Genomic DNA, 18,778 nt, shown 5'->3' with positions numbered 1-18,778 from the left:
CATAGGAAGAGAATTAAGATAAGGTGTTTTCATTAAATATTGCAAATATTTTTGTCGCTGGTCGAGTATATTCCTAGAATGGCAAAATATATAGTGTTATAATTATCTTGAATTAATCTATTAATGCAAATATTTTACTGAAAGAATAGTGAATCGGATTATAAAACTGGGAGGTAGGAAAATGAAAGCAGCAGTATGGTATGGAGAAAAAGACATCCGGGTGGAAGAACGTGAACTAAAAGTTTTGCAGGACAATGAAGTAACTGTGCGTGTAGCGTGGGCTGGCATTTGCGGTTCGGATCTGCATGAATATCAGGAAGGTCCTGTTTTCATCCCTGTTGAGAAAAATAATGAGTTGACTGGCCAACAGGCTCCTCTCACAATGGGACATGAATTTGCGGGGGTAGTCGAAAAAGTTGGGAAAGACGTCACATCTGTCAAAGAAGGAGACCGTGTTGCGATTAACCCTATGTACACATTCGGCAACAAGCCGGAAGATGTGGATGCCTATGATGGTTTCCAATTCATCGGTTTGGGCTCTGACGGTGGATTCGCCAAGTATGTAAACGCCGGTGAGAGCTTTGTCTATAAATTACCAGAAGGTATGACGTTGCAGGATGGCGCGTTGGTCGAACCGACAGCGGTGGCTGTACAAGCCGTTAAAGAAGGCAATATGCAATTTGGTGACACCGTCGCAGTATTTGGTGCAGGTCCGATTGGTTTGCTTACCATTATTGCTGCTAAAGCGGCTGGCGCAAGCAAAATCTTCTCATTCGATCTGTCTGAAGAGCGCTTGCAAAAAGCCAAAGAACTGGGAGCTACCCACGTCTTCAATTCAGGCCAGGTGGATCCTGTAGAAGCGTTGAAAAATGTAATCCCTGAAGGTGTGGACGTAACTTTCGAAGTGGCCGGTGTCGCACCGACATTCAAACAGGCTATTGACGTAACGCGTGCACGGGGCACAATGGTCATTGTATCGATTTTTGCACGCCCGATCGAATGGAATCCTATGCAATTGACCAGTACAGGCGTAAAAGTGACATCGTCTATTGCCTACACGCCTACAACATTCCAGCAAACGGTTGATTTGATCGGTACAGGACAGTTGAAACCACAAGGTGTCATCACTTCCCAGATTGAATTGGACGACATCGTGGAAAAAGGGTTCGAAGCACTGACTAATGACAAATCCCAATCAAAAATTCTCGTTGAATTAAGCGGGGAAATGTAGTTTTCTAAGTGAGAGGCAGCCGAACACGGACTGTCTCTTTTTATGTTGAACGGAATAAAATCGCGCCCCTGTGACAGACGCGATTCAGTATATTCACGACAATTGTATTCGAAAAAAGCTGTCTTCAGAAACCCTAACGGTTTTCAAAGGCAGCTTTCCTTTTTTTATTCAGGATCGTAAATAGTCATAACTGAGCCGTACACAGGGAGCAACTGGAGAAATTTTTAGTTATTTCAATCTCGTCTATTTTTGCTTATTGTAAAAGAGAAAGAGCAAATGAGAAAAAGAGGTGCGGACATGTCGCTATGTGATCGATGCGAGAAAAAAGATGCTTATATTCACTGGAATTCAACAATAAAGTCGGAGCGTCTTTGTTTGAGTTGTTATAACCTGATGTTGACAGATATGCTTAGCGTGGAAGCGACAAGTTATCCAGATGGCGTAACGATTCAAGACGGAGAAGGCGAGCCACACCACTTTCGGTTAAGAAAAACGCTCGATCCAATTGGTGTCATTATGGAAGCTGAAGAGCTGGTAGATGGTGGTTATCAGTTTACCGTCCATGGCGAGCTAGACGTAGATCAAGGACAGCTGTTCTTAGAGTTGATAGCCAAGGCTGAACGAGGAATGGCTGAAATCTATATTCAAAAAGGTGAATTTCCAAATGGTCAGCACTTTCATTCACTAATAAACGATCGTTTAGTTGGACGCATCGAATCGGATTTATCAGATGATCAGATACCTTTAGTAGCGGTTGATGGGAAATCCTATACTTGGAATGAAGTTGGCAAGATGCTAATGAGCTATGAGGGATTTCAAGTGAAGCTGGAGATGATTGATCGATTCGAGGAGATTGAGTGGGAAAACGGAATGGCTGTTCTGGATGAAGATTTTGAGGACGAATAATCAGTTGAATTCAAGTGCCAAAGAGTAGAAAATATTTTCGCTACTTGGGCTTTATAATTCTTTTTAAAAATCGTATGAATAAGTAACTCCATTACCGGGAACATGAGATTCTTGGTAATGGAGTTTTGTAGTTTATATATATATGAAATTATTATTAAAATTTGGTTCCAGGAAGCGGGGGAAACCAGCAACTACTCTAAGTTAAAAGAGTGGCTGCTGGTTTTTATTATGGTTATTCAGGCTTTCTGTTCTTGTGACAACTGATGAGAAGACTTTCTAATTAGGAAAGCTATGATGATCCACATCAATACCGAAATGATTTCGAATTTATAAATCAAATGTCCTTCAAACACCTGTAAAAATAGAATAGCGATAAAATAGCCTATCAAGACTCTGGCATCAGTATCCAAAACCTTCGCTTTTCCGACAGCCCATGCGATTGAAAAGAGCAGTGCTACTACTAAAATGAGTCCGATAAAACCAGTTTGATAAAAAACTTGCACATACAGATTATGCAGATAGCCACCTAGCTTCTCGAATTCAGTATTGATGCCTAATCCTGTCCAGAATGCACCTTTCTGTAGTACAGTTTCTACTGCATCTCCCCAAATTTGATCTCTCCCTGAAAAGAATATTTTCCCCGTAACCTGAATACTGAGGTCATTTAGAGTTTGGCCGATGGAAGTATATTTTAAATAAACATATAGTGCAGTGACCACCGGACTCAAGAGGATTAATGCAGTCAATAGTTGGAACGTAAAACGGGATAGATATTTTATTGCAAAGAAAATAAAGATGACAATGATGAAAGCCATCATGGCAGTTCGAGAAGTGGCTGTGAACAACGTGATAACTAACAAAATCGTCGTATATAGATTCAGCACTTTTAGGATGATGTTCTTTTCATTGAGATTGATGAGGCAAAAGAATAGCAGCAAAAAAGCAATGATGCCGTTTGAATTTGCGGCAATCAAGATATTGATAGATAGCAGAATTGGTAAAAAGAAAACATTGGCGTAAATGAAAGTAAAGACGATCCACATCCGTTTATCTACAATTCTGTTTTTAAAGAATACAATAGCTATAAAGAGTGCAACAATCAGCAAGAAATACGTTATGTATTCAAGTTTTAATGGTGCATTCGAGTTATTGTTTAATACGTAATAAGTAGTGAAAAGCAGTAATAAACCGAGAACGATTAAATTACTTTTTTGGCTGACAAGCTTACGATCTATCAGCGCATGGTAAAGCAAGACAATGGATAAAATAATGGCCGGAAAAAGTAAAGATTCCTTACTCATAAAATGATGTACCGTGAATTGCATGCCCATAAAAAGTAGTGCAGTAAATATACCGGTCGTTGCAATAACTTTTGCAGCGAGTCTGGCTTTCGTCGAATCCAAATCTTTCACCTCAACTTCAAATTTGCAATCAGCACTTCGCTTTTAATTTTGAAAGCGGAGTTCCTGAATCACTTATGTAATAGTATATAATAATTTCAATTATAGGGGGGATGTTAGGTGGAAATACTTTAATTGGGGAAGATGGAAGAAAGAATAATGTAGTTGCTCATTAAAATTTTAACGTATGTACATTTCTTCACAACAACTATTTTAAGTTTTTATAAATAACCACACTCCTACATACAGCAGGCTTTAGCAGCTAAAAAATCGATCTGAAAAATGGATAGAATTTGGAAACGAACAAAATATATGTTACCATTGCAACTTACGATTTTGTTTAAGGTCATCTGTACGCGACCGTTAAACAATACCGAACGTTGCGAAGCGCTGGTGAGAAAAGGCTTGGGTTTAAAGAGAAGACCACAATTTGGTTTTAAAACCTAAGCAAGATTTAACGCTCATCATTTACTAAATACAACTTTTTTCGCCAGATTTATTCGGTCTATAAAATTAAATAAAATCTAGATCAGCGCAGTTTTTAGTAAGAAAACATGCTACAAGATCAGTAGGGTTTATTTTAGAAAAGAATTTTCAGTGAAAATAGGAGATGGTAGTTAGTGGAGAAGAAACGAATCGTCGTAAAGATTGGCAGTAGTTCGTTGACGGAGTTGAACGGGAAATTGTCAATTAGCAAATTGCGTGAACATGTACAGGCAGTGGCACGCTTGAAAGAACAAGGCCATGAAGTGGTATTGATTTCATCAGGTGCAGTAGCAGCCGGATTTAAGAGCATTGGGTACGCAACGCGACCAGATAAAGTGGTAGATAAGCAATCAGCTGCAGCTGTTGGGCAAGGGTTGTTGTTGCAAGCATACGCAGATGAATGCAAAACACACGATATTGTTGCAGCACAATTACTCTTAACAAAAGATCTATACAAAAATGCAAATGCCACGATATCGAATTTATTAGAACGAGACGTGTTGCCAATCATTAACGAAAATGATTCGGTCGCTATGAAAGAATTGACGTTTGGTGACAATGATATGTTGTCCGCGTTAGTCAGCACGCTCATTGACGCAGACTTTTTAATGATTTTGACAGACATAAACGGCATTTATCAAGACAATCCGATGAAAAATCCAGATGCCGAAAAATACACATTCCTGACAGAAATTCATCAGGAAATGGAAGATGCCGCGACAGCAGAAGGCGCGTCAGGTGTTGGAACAGGCGGGATGAAGTCGAAAGTAGAAGCAGCTAAAAAAGCAGTGGATGCAGGCATTCAAGTGTTTATCGGATCAGGCGAAGGCCGTGAAAAGCTTGTCGATATTTCCGAAGGAAAAGGCGACGGCACGTATATTGGGTCACTCGTCGAACCAAAAGTTTTAGTAACTTCATAAATTGAAAGGGGACAAAGAATGACTGAAACATTAACAGAAGAACGCAAAACCAAAACAGAACTAATCGAAAAAGCACAAAAAGCAAAAAAGGCGGCTTTCCACTTAGCGAAAGCAACAACAGCCGAGAAAAATGAGGCTTTGCAAGTAATTTCAGCTCAATTGCTAGAAGAACAAGATTTTATTTTGGCAGAGAACGCAAAAGACATCGCATCCGGACGCGAAGCCGGGATGAACGATTCGTTAGTTGATCGTTTAACACTCGACGCCGCTCGCTTAGAAACGATGGCCAATGCGCTCGTCCAGTTAACCAAGTTAAATGACCCCATCGGAGAAACCCTCGAACAATGGGAGCAGCCTAACAGACTATCGATGACCAAAATCCGTGTACCGATCGGTGTCGTCGGCATGATCTATGAAGCGCGCCCTAACGTAACCGTAGATGCCTCAAGCCTATGCTTGAAAACAGGCAATGCGATTGTCTTGCGTGGCAGTTCAACAGCTATCAACTCCAATAAAGCAATCGTCCAAGTAGTACGCCGAGCACTTGAAAAAACAAAATTGCCGGTTGAAGCGGTTCAATTGCTTGAAGACACAAGTCGCGAAACAGCATCTCAAATGTTTAAACTCAACGACTATTTGGATGTCTTGATCCCACGTGGTGGTGCAAAACTAATCCAAACAGTCGTTCAAAATGCGACAGTACCTGTTTTAGAAACAGGAGCAGGCAATTGCCACGTCTTTATCGATCAAACAGCAGAAGTACAAATGGCGATCGACATTGCGATCAACGCTAAAACGCAACGTCCATCTGTTTGCAATTCGTGTGAAACAATTCTTGTACAGAAAGATTGGGCAGCTTCTCATCTAGCTGAACTTGTTACGGCTTTGGAAGAACACGACGTGAAGATCCACGGAGACGACGCTGTACAGAAAGTTTCATCTAGTGTTGATCCTGCAACAGAAGACGATTGGGCAACAGAATATTTAGGATTTGAAGTGGCCATTAAAGTAGTTGATACAGTCGACGACGCTGTCGAACACATCAATCGCTACGGCACGAAACACTCAGAAGCGATCATCTCTGAAGATGCTCCGAGTGTGGAACAATTTTTCAACGAAATCGATGCAGCCGCCGTTTACCACAACGCCTCAACACGATTCACAGACGGCGACGAATTCGGCTTTGGCGCAGAAATCGGCATCAGCACCCAAAAACTCCACGCGCGCGGTCCTATGGGCTTGCCAGCGTTGACTTCGACAAAGTATATTGTGCGAGGGAATGGACAGACGAAATAATTGAATGAGTAATTTATAAAAAGGACCATCCACGAAAGTCGTTTAGACTGACTTTCGTGGATGGTTTTTTTAGGCTATGAATAGATAGAAATGGCATATTAAATCAGGTAACATTTCTTAGATTTTTGTAGATGCCGATGCCATATAACTTACTAGGCATGATTTATCCATAGAAGACGGTCATTATTACTCCCAGTCTCTCCACATTAAATAATGAATAAAACACTCTATATATTAAGTTGGAATTTTTGTGCTAGACAATAAATTTAACTCACTAAATAAGTATGTATTTATCATGCTAAATAGTCTATTCTAAGAAAAGAGTATTCAAAAATATGGAAAGTTTATGTGCGAAAAGGTAAGGGGTTAGCATGGGTTTGAAGTGGGATTGAGGGCTCATTTGAGAAAAAGGGAGATACATCATGAAAAAATTATTGCGGGTAAGTGTAATGGCTGCTTTACTAATGCCTGTGTTTGGCATAATGACTACTCATTCCAGTGCAGAAGCCACGGATGAAACCTTTATTGAAGTGCAAAAGATTCAAATGAACAACCAAGTTTCGACGTTGGATGTTTTTGATGATCAATTTATTACGACCTACCGGTATTACGCTGACCAAGCTGCCGTTATCTCTGCTTACAGCAAAACAGGAGCGTTGAATTGGACAATCATTGAAAAAGGGCCAAATGCCATTACGAAAGACAAATTGGCAATAGTGGACCGCAATGTGCTGTATATCTATTCTACTGTTACTGGGAAAGTGATGGCTACAGGCAACTATACAGAAACCGCAAACTTCGGAAAAGTTTCGCGTGTCTTTATGAATGATAATTATATTGTTTTGGCCAATAAACAAGCAACGGGCAACAGTTTTTTCGTTTATGATACGAACGGGAAATTTATCATGCAAGGAAAAGCTGAAGGATTTAAGGCAGGCGTGCTCAACAATACTAGCTTTGTCTTCCAAGATTCGAAAGGCATCCATTCCATCGATCTTATTACGAAGCAAAAGATGTGGCACGTCCCGTTAGCTTCTCATATGAGCACTCAGCACACCTTCGTTCCTGATGACAGTGTCATTTACGCACAAGGGATTGAAGGAACAGACCCGCTACGTGTAAAAGATGTATTGGTGGCGATAAATCCTAGCAACGGGAAGATTTTATATAAAAAAGATGTAGGCAAGGACCAAGAGGTAAGAGTTGGGGTAAAAGATTTTGGATTGCTTACGAGCAACGACGAAAAAGAACTCCACAATTTTCATTATTTTGACGGAAGTGTAAAGATGAGTCTCAACATGGACTCTCCGGCAATCAAGCAACAAAAGCAAAAAAACAATATTCAATGGAATCGCTATAATTTCGTTCAAGATTTTATCGCTTCAAGAGACGGACTTTATTACTTTAAGCAGTATTCTGGCGTGCATAATGAGTATGTGTTTTCGACGATTAAAAGCTTGAGTGATTCAGGAACTGTAAAGTTTGAAAAAGTATTTGATGAGCATGTCTTTGATATTGCGACGACAAGTTCGGATAAATTATTTGTAGCTAAAAGAAAAGCAATAAACGATTCGGGTGAACAGAACGAGCTGCAAGTCTATGATTCGACTGGGAATTTATTGGACCAGGTAGATGCAGGTAATATTGAGAATTTGCAGTCAGACGGATCAAGTATATACGGCTACGGTGGTAGTACACTTTATATTTTTAAAGAAACGGAGCCGAAGAAAGATCTAGTTGCACCAAGTGTTCCAACGATAGATGCATTGAGCAATGCGGACGGACTAATGCGCGGAAAAGCCGAAAAAGGAGCAACGGTTTACGCAACTGTCGGGGGCAACTTGATTGGCCAAACTACAGCGTTATGGGGCACTGTTACCATTTCTATTCCGAAGCAAGCGGCCGGTACACTGGTTGATGTATATGCGGTGGATAAAGCCGGCAATAAAAGCGCGAAAAAGACCATAAAAGTGATTGATAAAATTGCGCCGTCTGTACCGAGCGTAAATACGATAGGTGACAACGCAGTTACTGTGAGCGGAAAAGCGGAATCCGGTGCCAAAGTTTACGCGTATGTGGGGAGCAAGAAACTTGGCGAAGCGGTTGCAAAAAATGGAAGTTATTCGATCCAAATCGCAAAACAAAAAACAGGTACAGCAATTACTGTTTATGCAGTCGATCCCGCCAAAAACAAAAGCGGCAGCAAAACCGTTAAAGTGGTTGATAAAACGGCACCAGCCGTCCCAACGGTCAACAAAGTTACCAGCAAATCGACTGCTGTGTACGGCAAAGGGGAAAAGTCGGCAACTGTCCTGATTTATAACGGTAGTAAGAAAATCGGTCAAGGAACGGTAGACAGCAAAGGAAACTTCAAAGTGAAGATCAGCCCACAGAAAAAAGGGAGTTACCTGAAAGTGAAGCTTCAAGATAAGGCTGGTAATAAGAGCGGAAACAAGACGATGAAGGTAAGTTAGGTGAATGTGTTTTTCGAGGAATATAATTTTTTTAAGTATATAGTCACGGGTGAGAATACCTGATAGAATGAATTAACTAGAAAAATTTGGATGATTCAACTTGGTATTCCTAAAAATTTCATAGAGAACAGTTTAAAGAGGAGGAACTAATGATGAAGAAAATTGGTTTTGCCATCATGTCTTTGATGGTTGCTATTAGTTTTACATTCAGCGCAGTACCAACACCAGTAGATGCGGCAGCAGTAAAAGCAAAAACATACGCCAACTGTACCGCTATCAACAAAGTATATAAAGGCGGAATTGCCCGCAATTCAAAAGTGAAAAACAAAGGCGGCGCTACGAAGTATAAGCCGTTTGTTTCTCAAGCGTTGTATGACGCGAATAAAAAGAGCGATCGTGATAAAGATTTAATTGCTTGTGAGAAATAGGGTTTGAGTGAAAAAGATGCCCCTTTCGAAATCGTATGATTTCGAAAGGGGCATCTTTTGTTTATGGAATATGAAATTAGTAAGCACTCCATCCAGCATCAGCTGCAAGCACTACGCCGTTAATCGTTTTCGATTCGTCACTCGCTAAGAACAATGCAATGTTCGCAATGTCTTCTGGTGTTGCACTTGGACCCATGAAACTTCTGCCACGTGTTGCTTGTTTTAAGCCGAACATGTCGTAGCCGTCAATTGATTGTGTTAAGCCGGTATCCACTTGAGACGGTGCAATAGCGTTGCAACGAACGCCTTGTTCGCCGTACATAGAGGCGATGTTTTTCGTCATGCCCGCTACTGCGTGTTTCGCAGCTGTGTACGTTAAGCCGCCACGTCCGCCAGTAAGAGCCGTGATTGAAGCTAAGTTAACGATTGTGCCGCCACCTTGTTCAGTAAAGAGCGGCAAAATTTTGCGTGATCCGCGCATGACGCCCCCGACGTTAATGTCCATTACACGATTCCAAATATCGTCTTCTACATTATGAGCAGCTTGCATTTTGTCTAAGACGCCCGCGCAGTTGACTAAAATATCCACACGTCCAAAATGAGTCACCGTGTCGTCCACCATTTTGTGGATGTCTTCTTCAGATGCTACGTTTACTTTGACGCCAAACGCATCGAATCCTTGTGCTGTAAATTCTTTTACTGTGCCTGTTAACGCCTCTTCATTAAAATCGGCAAGTGATACTTTCGCGCCCTCTTTTGCATACGCTGCAGCAATTGCTTTCCCAATACCATTTGCGCCACCTGTTATGATCGCGACTTTATTTTCTAAACGCATATGTATACCTCCTATAGTGTTATGTATCTATTGTACTGCTTTCTTATGAAGTAGTGGTGTAAGGTGCTCAAAGAAGATAATAGAAAGATTCTGGAAATACATTCTATGTATTAGTATGATAGAACTATAGCTACAAGCATTAACTAAAGGAGAGAATAAAGCTTTGATTAGAAAAATAATAATTGCGGTTCCTACATTAACACTTGTCATACTCGGAGGTATCATCATCTGGGTCAATACAGTAGATTCAGCTGAACCTGTTGTTCAAGAAGAACCGAGTGATAAAGAAGATGAAAAATTGGAGATGTCTAAACACAATGTCACTAATCCTAAAAATAAATACAATCAAAAAACAGAAAGCTCGTTTGATGGAACGGTTGATGGGTTTATAACGGAAGTTTATAGAGAGTGGCACGAGTTAAGCAAAGAGCAACGATATGATTTTGCGTATGATACAGCAAGTTATGACCTTATACTGCCGGTCACTTCGGAAATTAATTTTCTAGAGCCTCAAATACCTTTTGAGTGGATGTGGAAGTTTGATGCACTTCAAAAATCGGCACACCAATTAACGAGTCCTGTGTTTGAGTTAGAACAACAAGAGCGCGAGGAATTGATTGCGCAGTTTGAAAGAGATTTGAGTAGCTTGTATGAGAAGTTTGTGCTTCAATCGTAATTGTAAGATCCTTGTTAAGGAAAACATGCACCCAGTTGTGAGAATAGCTGGTGTGCATGTTTTGTTGGAGATGAAATTTCGATAGAAACCAGATATACCCGGGTTAAAACGCGAAAAGTTCATGTAAAGGGAGCGAACACCCGGGTAAGCCTATTTCCAAAACAAGCCAAACTGCCTATCGCCGTTCACTAAATATTCAGGTAAAATAACTAGTAGTCATTTGCAAACGCTTACATATATTGAGGTAAATGCATCAAGAAGCAATCATTTAGCATAAAACGTAAGCGAGTCTGCCCATTTGTGCAAACGATTTCACAAACTGTGGGTGGAAGATGTCTCACTCGTAAAAGGAGGATTTATTGTCAATCTATAGGCTATTCTTAAGCAAAAAGAAGAGGAGATGACAGCGTGAAGAGGACCCAGAAACTGAAACGAAAATTCTTAATGGTATTAGTATTGTTACTAGTTATGAGTACGTGGATGCCATTTGTTCAAGTTCAACCGGTACAAGCTGAAGGTGCAACAGCAACGGCCGAACGAGAGGTACGTTTGTCTTATATTCGCGAAGATCAAACTTACGGGGACTGGAATATATGGGCTTGGAATACGGGAAGAGTTAACGATCAAATCAATTTTGAGTCGTATGAAAACGGCGTAGCAATCACGCATATCGCTGTTGCTCCAGAAACGGAGAAGTTCGGCTTTGTGTTACGTAGCACAGAAGACTGGAATACAGCTGAAAAAGAGTTTGGTGATCGGTTTATCCCAGTGAATAAAAATGACGCATTGACAAAAGCTTTCGTGACGAGTGGCGAAGAACAAATTCGCATTGTACCGGATGGCTCTGCGCCTGTTGTGGATAGCGGAAACGCTGTGTTTTATTACCGAGACAAGGAACTTTTTGAGCAAGACGCAATGGATTCAATCGAAAAAGTTGAACTGCAGTTTGATGGCGGGACGCACGAAATGACATACGAACCAGAAAACGAACGTTTTGTGTTTTCGGCGAATGATATTCCGACGGGGGAAAATCCTTATACATACCTCGTGACAAAAGACGGTGTGACGACGGAAAAAACAGATCCGTACAACACGAAAGATGGCACCTCAACGCTTGTATTCAACCAAGCGGAGTTAACGGTTAGTGGAACGGTTGCACCTGAAGCGATCGATTACAATCAAAACGCTGTGTTAAAGGTTACGATTGAAGGGCTAACAGAAGACGTTCAAATTTCAAAAATTGTTGCAGATACTTCTCTTTTGGGCGGTTCGGCTCAATTAGAAATTGATCCAACCGTAAGTGAAGTTTCGATTGCCGTAGACGATGACATCGCTGCTGGGACAAAAGAAGTTCCGCTAACAGTGACAGATTCTTATGGCAATAAATACCGGGGAACCGCGTCAGTCGAAGTCAAAACAAGACAGTCGGTTGGCGAAGGGGATTTTGACTGGGACGAGTCGGTTATTTATTTTATGTTAACTGACCGATTTTTTGACGGGGATGCATCAAATAACGACCCGTATGAGTTGAATTATGATACCGCTTCACGTGGTACGTATCAAGGTGGCGATTTTAAAGGAATTACCAGTAAATTAGACTATCTCGATGATCTTGGTGTCAACACTATTTGGATTAGTCCAGTTGTTGAAAATATCAAACACGATGTTCGGTATTATGAAACCTCAGATCCCTATTTTGGCTATCACGGATATTGGGCCAATAATTTTGGGGAGTTAAATCCGCATTTTGGGACGATGCAAGAGTTTCATGACCTAATTGATGGTGCACACGATCGAGATATGAAAATCATGGTCGACGTCGTGGTTAATCACTCAGGATACGGCTTAAAAGAAATGGACGGTGCGGTTGCCAATCCACCAGCGGGTTATCCGACTGATGCTGATCGGGCGCGATTTAGCGATCTATTGCGTCAAGGTGCGGATGTCGGAACAGACGAAGTGGTCGGTGAATTGGCAGGATTGCCAGACTTTATTACGGAAGATCCAACTGTTCGTAAACAAATTATTGATTGGCAAACCGACTGGATCGATAAAGCGACGACAGAAAAAGGCAACACCATCGATTACTTCCGTGTAGATACAGTCAAGCACGTAGAAGATGCAGCATGGATGCAATTTAAAAATGCATTAACAGAAAAAATGCCTGAATTTAAAATGATTGGCGAGGCGTGGGCAGCAAAAGTAGACAATACACAAGGGTATTTGGAAACAGGAACGATGGATTCGCTGCTCGATTTCGGTTTTAAAGAAACGGCGCGTACATTTGTCAATGGCAGTTTGATAGCCGCAAATGACGCATTGATTGACCGAAATGGCAAAATAGACAATACGGCAACTTTAGGCCAATTTTTAGGAAGCCATGATGAAGAAGGGTTCCTCCATTCGTTAGCTGGAGATGAAGGCAAATTGCAAGTTGCGGCAACACTTCAAGCAACGGCAAAAGGCCAACCGGTTATTTATTACGGAGAAGAGCTTGGTCAAACAGGCGCAAACAATTACCCGCAATACGATAACCGCTATGATTTGGCGTGGGATAGTGTCGAAGACAATAAAATCTTAGCGCATTACACGAAAGTATTAAATTTTAGAAGCGACTATTCAAAAGTATTCGCAAAAGGGGAACGAACTTTCGTTGGTGGTTCTGACGCGGAAGAGTTTCTATTATTTTCACGTGAATACAAAGATCAACAGGTTTATGTAGGACTGAATACAGCAGAAGAAAATAAAGCGGTAACAGTTGCAGTGGATTCTGCAGATGCGGTTGTGACAGATGCTTATTCAGGTAAGGAATATGCAGCAACAGCAGATGGCGTGAACATAACCATTCCAGGAAAAGCAGATGGTGGAACGGTGTTGTTAACGGTCGAAGGAGGCAACATTACTGGTGTCGCTAAAGACGACGGTGAGGTGGTTGCAGAACCGGTACCGGAAAACAATATTCGCATTCACTATAACCGTACCGACGGTGTTTATGAAAACTTCGGAGCATGGTTATGGAATGACGTGGCATCTCCTTCTGCCAATTGGCCAGTAGGCGCGACGATGTTCGAAAAAACCGATCGTTACGGTGCATATATTGATGTGCCATTAGCTAAGGATGCGAAAAACATTGGGTTTTTGGTCATGGATATTACGGCAGGAGACGGCGGCAAAGACGGTGGAGACAAGAACTTTGCGATTTCTTCATCAAAAGCAAACGAAATTTGGATCAAGCAAGGTTCGGACCAAGTGTATACGTTCGAACCGGTAGAGTTGCCAGAGGATACAGTGCGCGTTCACTATACACGCGACAATGCAGACTATGAAGACTTTGGTTTGTGGAACTGGGGTGACGTTGAGTCTCCTTCAGACGGGTGGCCAACAGGCGCGATTGATTTTGATAAAACCGATCGTTACGGCGCCTATGCGGACATCAAACTGACAAAGGACGCAAAAGAATTAAACTTCTTAGTGGTCAATCAAGCGACGCAAGAAAAAGATGCGGGCGATAAATCGTTCAATCTAGTAGATAAATACAAACATATATGGATCAAGCAAGGTTCAGATACAGTTTATATTTCTCCATACGAAGAAGTTACATCTGGGCTTGGATCGGCAGAAGTTGTTTCTGAAGATACACTCCTCTTAGGGTTTAACAGCACCGAAGGATTGACTGCTGAAAAGTTAGTAGCTAGTTTAGCAATTCAAGATGCAGACGGTGCGTCCGTTCAAGTGCTTGGAGCAGAAATCACGGGCGACAAAACGGTCAATGTCAAAGCGCAATTTGATCTCGATAAACTGCCGTTGTCTGTCACATACGCTGGTACAACCGTATCTGCGACAACGGGCTGGAGAATGTTAGATCAGACACTTGCCTATGACGGTGATGACCTCGGAGCAACGTATAAAAAAGGTCACGCAACGTTAAAGTTGTGGGCACCTAAAGCGAGTAAGGTTGTCGCGAATTTCTATGATAAAAAAGATGCCACCACTTTACTTGGCAGTGTTGAATTAACGCTTGGAGAACAGGGTGTTTGGTCGAAAGACATTTCTCCGAAAGAATTGGGCATAAAGGATTTGAAAGGTTATTACTATCAATACGAAGTAACAAATGACGGCGTAACAAAAACCGTTTTAGATCCGTACGCAAAATCGATGGCGGCTTTTACGGTAAATACGAAAGGTGAAGCGGGTCCAGACGGAGATACTGTCGGTAAAGCCGCAATAATTGATTTAGCAGCAACCGATCCTAAGAAGTTTGGCTATGCATCAATCGATGGTTATGAGAAGCGAGAAGATGCGGTGATTTACGAAGTTCACATTCGTGACTTTACTTCAGATCCTTCAATAGAGAAAGAATTAAAGTCGAGATGGGGAACGTATACCGGGTTTATCGACAAGCTCGATTATATCAAATCATTAGGCGTTACACATGTTCAATTGTTGCCAGTGATGGCTTGGTATTTTGGCGATGAAACCAACATGGGCGAACGCGAACAAAGCTATTCAGCTCAAGACAACGAATACAACTGGGGATATGATCCGCATAATTATTTCTCACCAGATGGTGCGTATTCACAAGACGCAACCGATCCTGAACTACGTGTAAAAGAACTAAAAGAGTTGATCGATGCCATTCACGATGCCGATATGGGAGTTGTCTTGGATGTGGTTTATACGCATACGGCGCAAACGAGTTTACTCGATGACATTGTGCCAAATTATTACGCGTACCAAGACGATAAAGGAAACTTCCTTGGCGGCTTTGGCAATAACTTAGCAACAAGCCATACGATGGCTGAAAAGCTAATGGTCGACTCGGTGAAATATTGGTTTGACGAGTACAAAATTGATGGTATGCGCTTTGATATGATGGGCGACGCTACGTACCCGTCGATTCAAAAAGCGTATGACGCTGCAGCTGCGATCAATCCAGACGCTTTATTTATCGGAGAAGGGTGGCGAACGTTTGCAGGACATATCGCAGATCCATCGCTTGAGGGAATGGGTGCCGATCAAGACTGGATGGACAAAACAGATAGCGTCGGCGTATTCTCAGACGAAATGCGCAATGAATTAAAATCTGGGTTTGGCTCAGAAGGCGAACCACGATTTATCACAGGTGGCGCACGAAACGTAGCGACTATTTTCAATAACATTAAAGGCCAACCATCAAACACGGCAGCTGACGATCCGGGCGATATGGTTCAATACATCGCAGCACACGATAACTTGCCGCTTTACGATGTGATTGCGCAATCAATCAAAAAAGATCCAGCAATTCCAGAAAACAATCTCGAAATTCATAAACGAATCCGTATAGGAAACGCAATGGTATTAACTTCTCAAGGAACAGCGTTTATCCATGCAGGCCAAGAATACGGCCGTACCAAGCAATGGTTCGGTGAAGGCGTTCCTGAGCAAAAATACCACGAGTTTGAAGATGAGGCCGGCAATCCATTCGGCTATTTCATCCATGATTCTTACGATTCTTCAGATGCCATCAATCAATTTGATTGGCAAAAAGCAACAAACAAAAAAGAATTTGCCGTTAACAACACAACGCGTACCTATACAGAAGGCTTGATCGAATTAAGAAAATCGACAAATGCTTTCCGATTAGGCGAAAAAGAGTTAGTGGACAAAAACGTCTCGCTACTCAACATTCCAGAAATGAAAGATTCCGATTTAGTTGTTGCGTACGAAAATAAATCTACTGACAACACAGGAAATTACTACGTCTTTGTGAATGCGGACAACAAAGCCCGTACCTTTACATTAGGCGACTACGACTTCTCAAACGGTGAGATTGTCGTTGACAACGACGAAGCAGGAGCAAAAAAAGTATCAAAACCATCCGGCTTTACCTTATCAAAAGACACGTTAACAGTTGATCCGTTGACGACGATCGTTATTAAAGTGGATGAGAAAAAGAAGGGGAAGCGTTAAAGTTGGGTATTAGTTTTTGAGGAAATATAATAAAGCGGCTGGTAGAATCCATGTGATTTTGCCAGTCGCTTTTTCTTGTTAGAAAAAATGTGTAAAAGAATATCGTTTAGATAAGCGGTGCGAACACCCGGATTAAGATTCAAAAAGTTCATGTAAAGAATGCAAACACACGGGTAAGCCGAGCGAACACACGGGTAAGCAATAACATTTCTGGTAAAGAATGCGAACACCCGGGTAAGTCCAGCAAACACCCGGGTAACACAAACGAACACCCGGGTAAACAATAAATCCAATCACCCCAAACCACCACAAAATGTTTACCTCTATGAAATAACGTGTATATAAATAATTGAAACCAACTTATTTAGATCGTTCATGCGCAGAAGAAAGGGTTTGTGGTGATGGAAAAAATAAAGCTTCCGCTTCTATTATTGACCATCTTAATGATAGGCTTAGTAATCTTTTGGGTATTCGAGCGTTATCTATAAAAAGGCGTTTACGGATTTTTTCCGTAAACGCCTTTTACAATCTTTTATTTTTTCTCGATTTCAACCGCAAATCCTAAATACATTAACGCATTACGCGCTTTAAATAGTGTCGTCTGCGCCAAGCGTTCAAGCTCGACTTGCGTCATTTGATGCTTGCGCAGTTCTCCAGTTTCAGCGACTTCTTCTTTTTTCGTAATCACTTGAACAAAGCTGCGTTCGAGTTGATCACGTATTAACAACGCACGAACAGTTGCAACGTTTTGAACCGCTGATTGCTCGTAGCCAAAAAGTTCTTTAGACAGCCAGAACAATGCTTTTAACGCACCATTTTTACTATTTCGGATAAATGGCTTAAGCGGCTTTTTCGGATTTTCTTCTTCAAACCACATACGCTGCATGCCAGCACGTGGATTTGTCATTTCGAGTTTGTAATAATGGCTGACAAACTGAGCGATTTTTGAGAACAGTGTAAACGACTGACGATATACGCTCTTTAGTTTTTCATTGCGCTCAGCGCTCGGCTCTTGCTCAAGTGCCTCAAAGAGATTCCAACGCAGCACGGTAAACTCAGCTAGGATGCTGTCCATAAACGTCTCAAGAAATAACCCGTGCTCTTTATCAGCGCCAATATAGCGGTAGGTGAGTGTATCAATTTTCATCGTACCTTCTGGGTCAACTTCATTATTATCATTTAGCAATAAGCGATGCTTTGCACACCAGTCGCGGTATTCACGCTCGCGGCCTTCGAAAAAGTTCGGCTTATAGCCACCAGTCAAATCAACCGGACCGATTTCTTCGAGCATTTTCAAGGCGAGTTTAAAGCGGTCTGCATATAACGCGCGGCCGTTAACGTTAGTGATTTTTTCAACTCCATCACGCAATAAATCACGCGACAAATGAAGTGCCTCCGCTTTTGCTTCTTTATCGCGCAAGAATGTTGAATAAAACAACAATCCCCATCCACGTTCAGCGTCTAAACGTTCGTAAGACGGATCATTTTCCGCTTCTGTCATATGCTCCAACACATCGAGTCCATCAAGTGAACGACCCACATAAATCAACGCTTCCGCATAGTTCAAGCAAATTTGGTTCCATACTGTAGGCGGCACTTTGCCGCGAAACTGCGCATATAAGCTTTCCATGAGAAAGAGCTGGCGCTGCTTCATCGGGCTATTCCAATCTTCTTGCAGCTGGTGTTCAACGCCTAGCTTGCTACTCTCAAGTAAAATCGCGAGTGGATAAGCCGTTTGACCTTCCAGGCGTTTTTTCAAGTGTTCAATAATCTCTTTTAGTTTTTCCGGTTCAGTGCGTGTTTTTTGAAACTGCTGCAGCAATAATTGTGCCGCTTGATAAACTTCTTTCAACTCAAATTGCCCGTAATCGTCTGATTGGGCAATCTCTTGTAATGTCGACATCGGGAACCCTCCTTGGATCGGTGCTTCTCTTCTTATTGTACCGAAGAGCAAGCGTCTGGTCACCCCTTGTTGTCGGAATTTTTGGGAATTGGTTGGTTTTTGTGAGGATATGTATGGTGGCGAGAGGCTTGCGCACGCTCCGGGGAAAATACGCACGGTGGCGAGGGACATATGCACGCTCAAGAGAAAATACGCACGGACGGCGCTGTACCATCGCACTCGCCAGTAGAGACTACTATTTCTAGAAATGGAGCAAGTAGGTTTTAGTGCTTTT

The 18,778-nt window shown here is 41.8% G+C and carries 11 protein-coding genes; 8 read left to right on the top strand and 3 right to left on the bottom strand.

Going from position 1 to position 18,778, the window contains the following annotated elements:
• Nucleotides 1–181: 181 nt before the first annotated feature.
• Together PLANO_RS11760 and PLANO_RS11755 are read left to right on the top strand one after the other, a co-directional pair.
• Complete coding sequence (locus PLANO_RS11760; RefSeq protein ID WP_038704636.1) at nt 182–1,231, top strand: 2,3-butanediol dehydrogenase; 1,050 nt, start codon at nt 182–184, stop codon at nt 1,229–1,231.
• 276 nt (nt 1,232–1,507) lie between these two features.
• A complete protein-coding gene (locus PLANO_RS11755) occupies nt 1,508–2,137 on the top strand; it encodes a DUF7713 domain-containing protein (RefSeq protein ID WP_231554722.1) in 630 nt (209 codons plus the stop codon).
• 236 nt (nt 2,138–2,373) lie between these two features.
• On the opposite strand, the gene PLANO_RS11750 is transcribed toward PLANO_RS11755, so the two are convergent.
• On the bottom strand, nt 2,374–3,540 hold the full coding sequence (locus PLANO_RS11750) for an O-antigen ligase family protein (RefSeq protein ID WP_038704635.1): 1,167 nt from the start codon (nt 3,538–3,540) through the stop codon (nt 2,374–2,376).
• A 617-nt stretch (nt 3,541–4,157) separates the two neighbouring features.
• On the opposite strand from PLANO_RS11750, the gene proB reads away from it, so the two are divergent.
• From proB to PLANO_RS11730, 4 genes are all read left to right on the top strand, one after another.
• Nucleotides 4,158–4,943, top strand: coding sequence for a glutamate 5-kinase (proB, locus tag PLANO_RS11745; RefSeq protein WP_038704634.1), 786 nt, complete (start codon nt 4,158–4,160; stop codon nt 4,941–4,943).
• An 18-nt stretch (nt 4,944–4,961) separates the two neighbouring features.
• The gene (locus tag PLANO_RS11740; RefSeq protein ID WP_038704633.1) at nt 4,962–6,239 is read left to right on the top strand and encodes a glutamate-5-semialdehyde dehydrogenase; all 1,278 of its coding nucleotides are present in this window, start codon (nt 4,962–4,964) and stop codon (nt 6,237–6,239) included.
• A 422-nt stretch (nt 6,240–6,661) separates the two neighbouring features.
• The gene (locus PLANO_RS15700; RefSeq protein WP_052124314.1) at nt 6,662–8,713 is read left to right on the top strand and encodes an Ig-like domain-containing protein; all 2,052 of its coding nucleotides are present in this window, start codon (nt 6,662–6,664) and stop codon (nt 8,711–8,713) included.
• Between the two features lie 152 nt (nt 8,714–8,865).
• The gene (locus PLANO_RS11730; protein WP_038704632.1) at nt 8,866–9,141 is read left to right on the top strand and encodes an excalibur calcium-binding domain-containing protein; all 276 of its coding nucleotides are present in this window, start codon (nt 8,866–8,868) and stop codon (nt 9,139–9,141) included.
• 76 nt (nt 9,142–9,217) lie between these two features.
• Here the strand turns inward: PLANO_RS11730 and PLANO_RS11725 are convergent, their stop codons facing one another.
• Nucleotides 9,218–9,976: an SDR family oxidoreductase gene (locus PLANO_RS11725; RefSeq protein WP_038704631.1), complete on the bottom strand. Its 759-nt coding sequence runs from the start codon at nt 9,974–9,976 to the stop codon at nt 9,218–9,220.
• 163 nt (nt 9,977–10,139) lie between these two features.
• Between PLANO_RS11725 and PLANO_RS11720 the strand changes: the two genes are divergently transcribed.
• The gene (locus PLANO_RS11720) at nt 10,140–10,652 is read left to right on the top strand and encodes a hypothetical protein (protein ID WP_038704630.1); all 513 of its coding nucleotides are present in this window, start codon (nt 10,140–10,142) and stop codon (nt 10,650–10,652) included.
• 480 nt (nt 10,653–11,132) lie between these two features.
• Nucleotides 11,133–16,601: a pullulanase gene (locus PLANO_RS11715; RefSeq protein ID WP_442956652.1), complete on the top strand. Its 5,469-nt coding sequence runs from the start codon at nt 11,133–11,135 to the stop codon at nt 16,599–16,601.
• A gap of 532 nt (nt 16,602–17,133) precedes the next feature.
• Here the strand turns inward: PLANO_RS11715 and PLANO_RS11710 are convergent.
• Nucleotides 17,134–18,504, bottom strand: a complete 1,371-nt coding sequence (locus PLANO_RS11710; RefSeq protein ID WP_038704628.1) for an LA2681 family HEPN domain-containing protein — start codon at nt 18,502–18,504, stop codon at nt 17,134–17,136.
• Between the last annotated feature and the right edge of the window lie 274 nt (nt 18,505–18,778).

This window comes from Planococcus sp. PAMC 21323 (assembly GCF_000785555.1).
Taxonomy (GTDB): domain Bacteria; phylum Bacillota; class Bacilli; order Bacillales_A; family Planococcaceae; genus Planococcus.
The sequence above is the reverse complement of the archived record's forward strand: the minus strand, read 5'-3'. Positions and strand labels throughout refer to the sequence as shown.

What these genes read in the sequence shown, in the direction of transcription:
- PLANO_RS11760 (WP_038704636.1), top strand. Translation starts at nt 182, where the DNA reads ATGAAAGCAGCAGTATGGTATGGAGAAAAAGACATCCGGGTGGAAGAA.
- PLANO_RS11755 (WP_231554722.1), top strand. Translation starts at nt 1,508, where the DNA reads ATGAGAAAAAGAGGTGCGGACATGTCGCTATGTGATCGATGCGAGAAA.
- PLANO_RS15700 (WP_052124314.1), top strand. Translation starts at nt 6,662, where the DNA reads ATGAAAAAATTATTGCGGGTAAGTGTAATGGCTGCTTTACTAATGCCT.
- PLANO_RS11715 (WP_442956652.1), top strand. Translation starts at nt 11,133, where the DNA reads ATGCCATTTGTTCAAGTTCAACCGGTACAAGCTGAAGGTGCAACAGCA.
- PLANO_RS11710 (WP_038704628.1), bottom strand. Translation starts at nt 18,504, where the DNA reads ATGTCGACATTACAAGAGATTGCCCAATCAGACGATTACGGGCAATTT.
- PLANO_RS11740 (WP_038704633.1), top strand. Translation starts at nt 4,962, where the DNA reads ATGACTGAAACATTAACAGAAGAACGCAAAACCAAAACAGAACTAATC.
- PLANO_RS11725 (WP_038704631.1), bottom strand. Translation starts at nt 9,976, where the DNA reads ATGCGTTTAGAAAATAAAGTCGCGATCATAACAGGTGGCGCAAATGGT.
- PLANO_RS11730 (WP_038704632.1), top strand. Translation starts at nt 8,866, where the DNA reads ATGAAGAAAATTGGTTTTGCCATCATGTCTTTGATGGTTGCTATTAGT.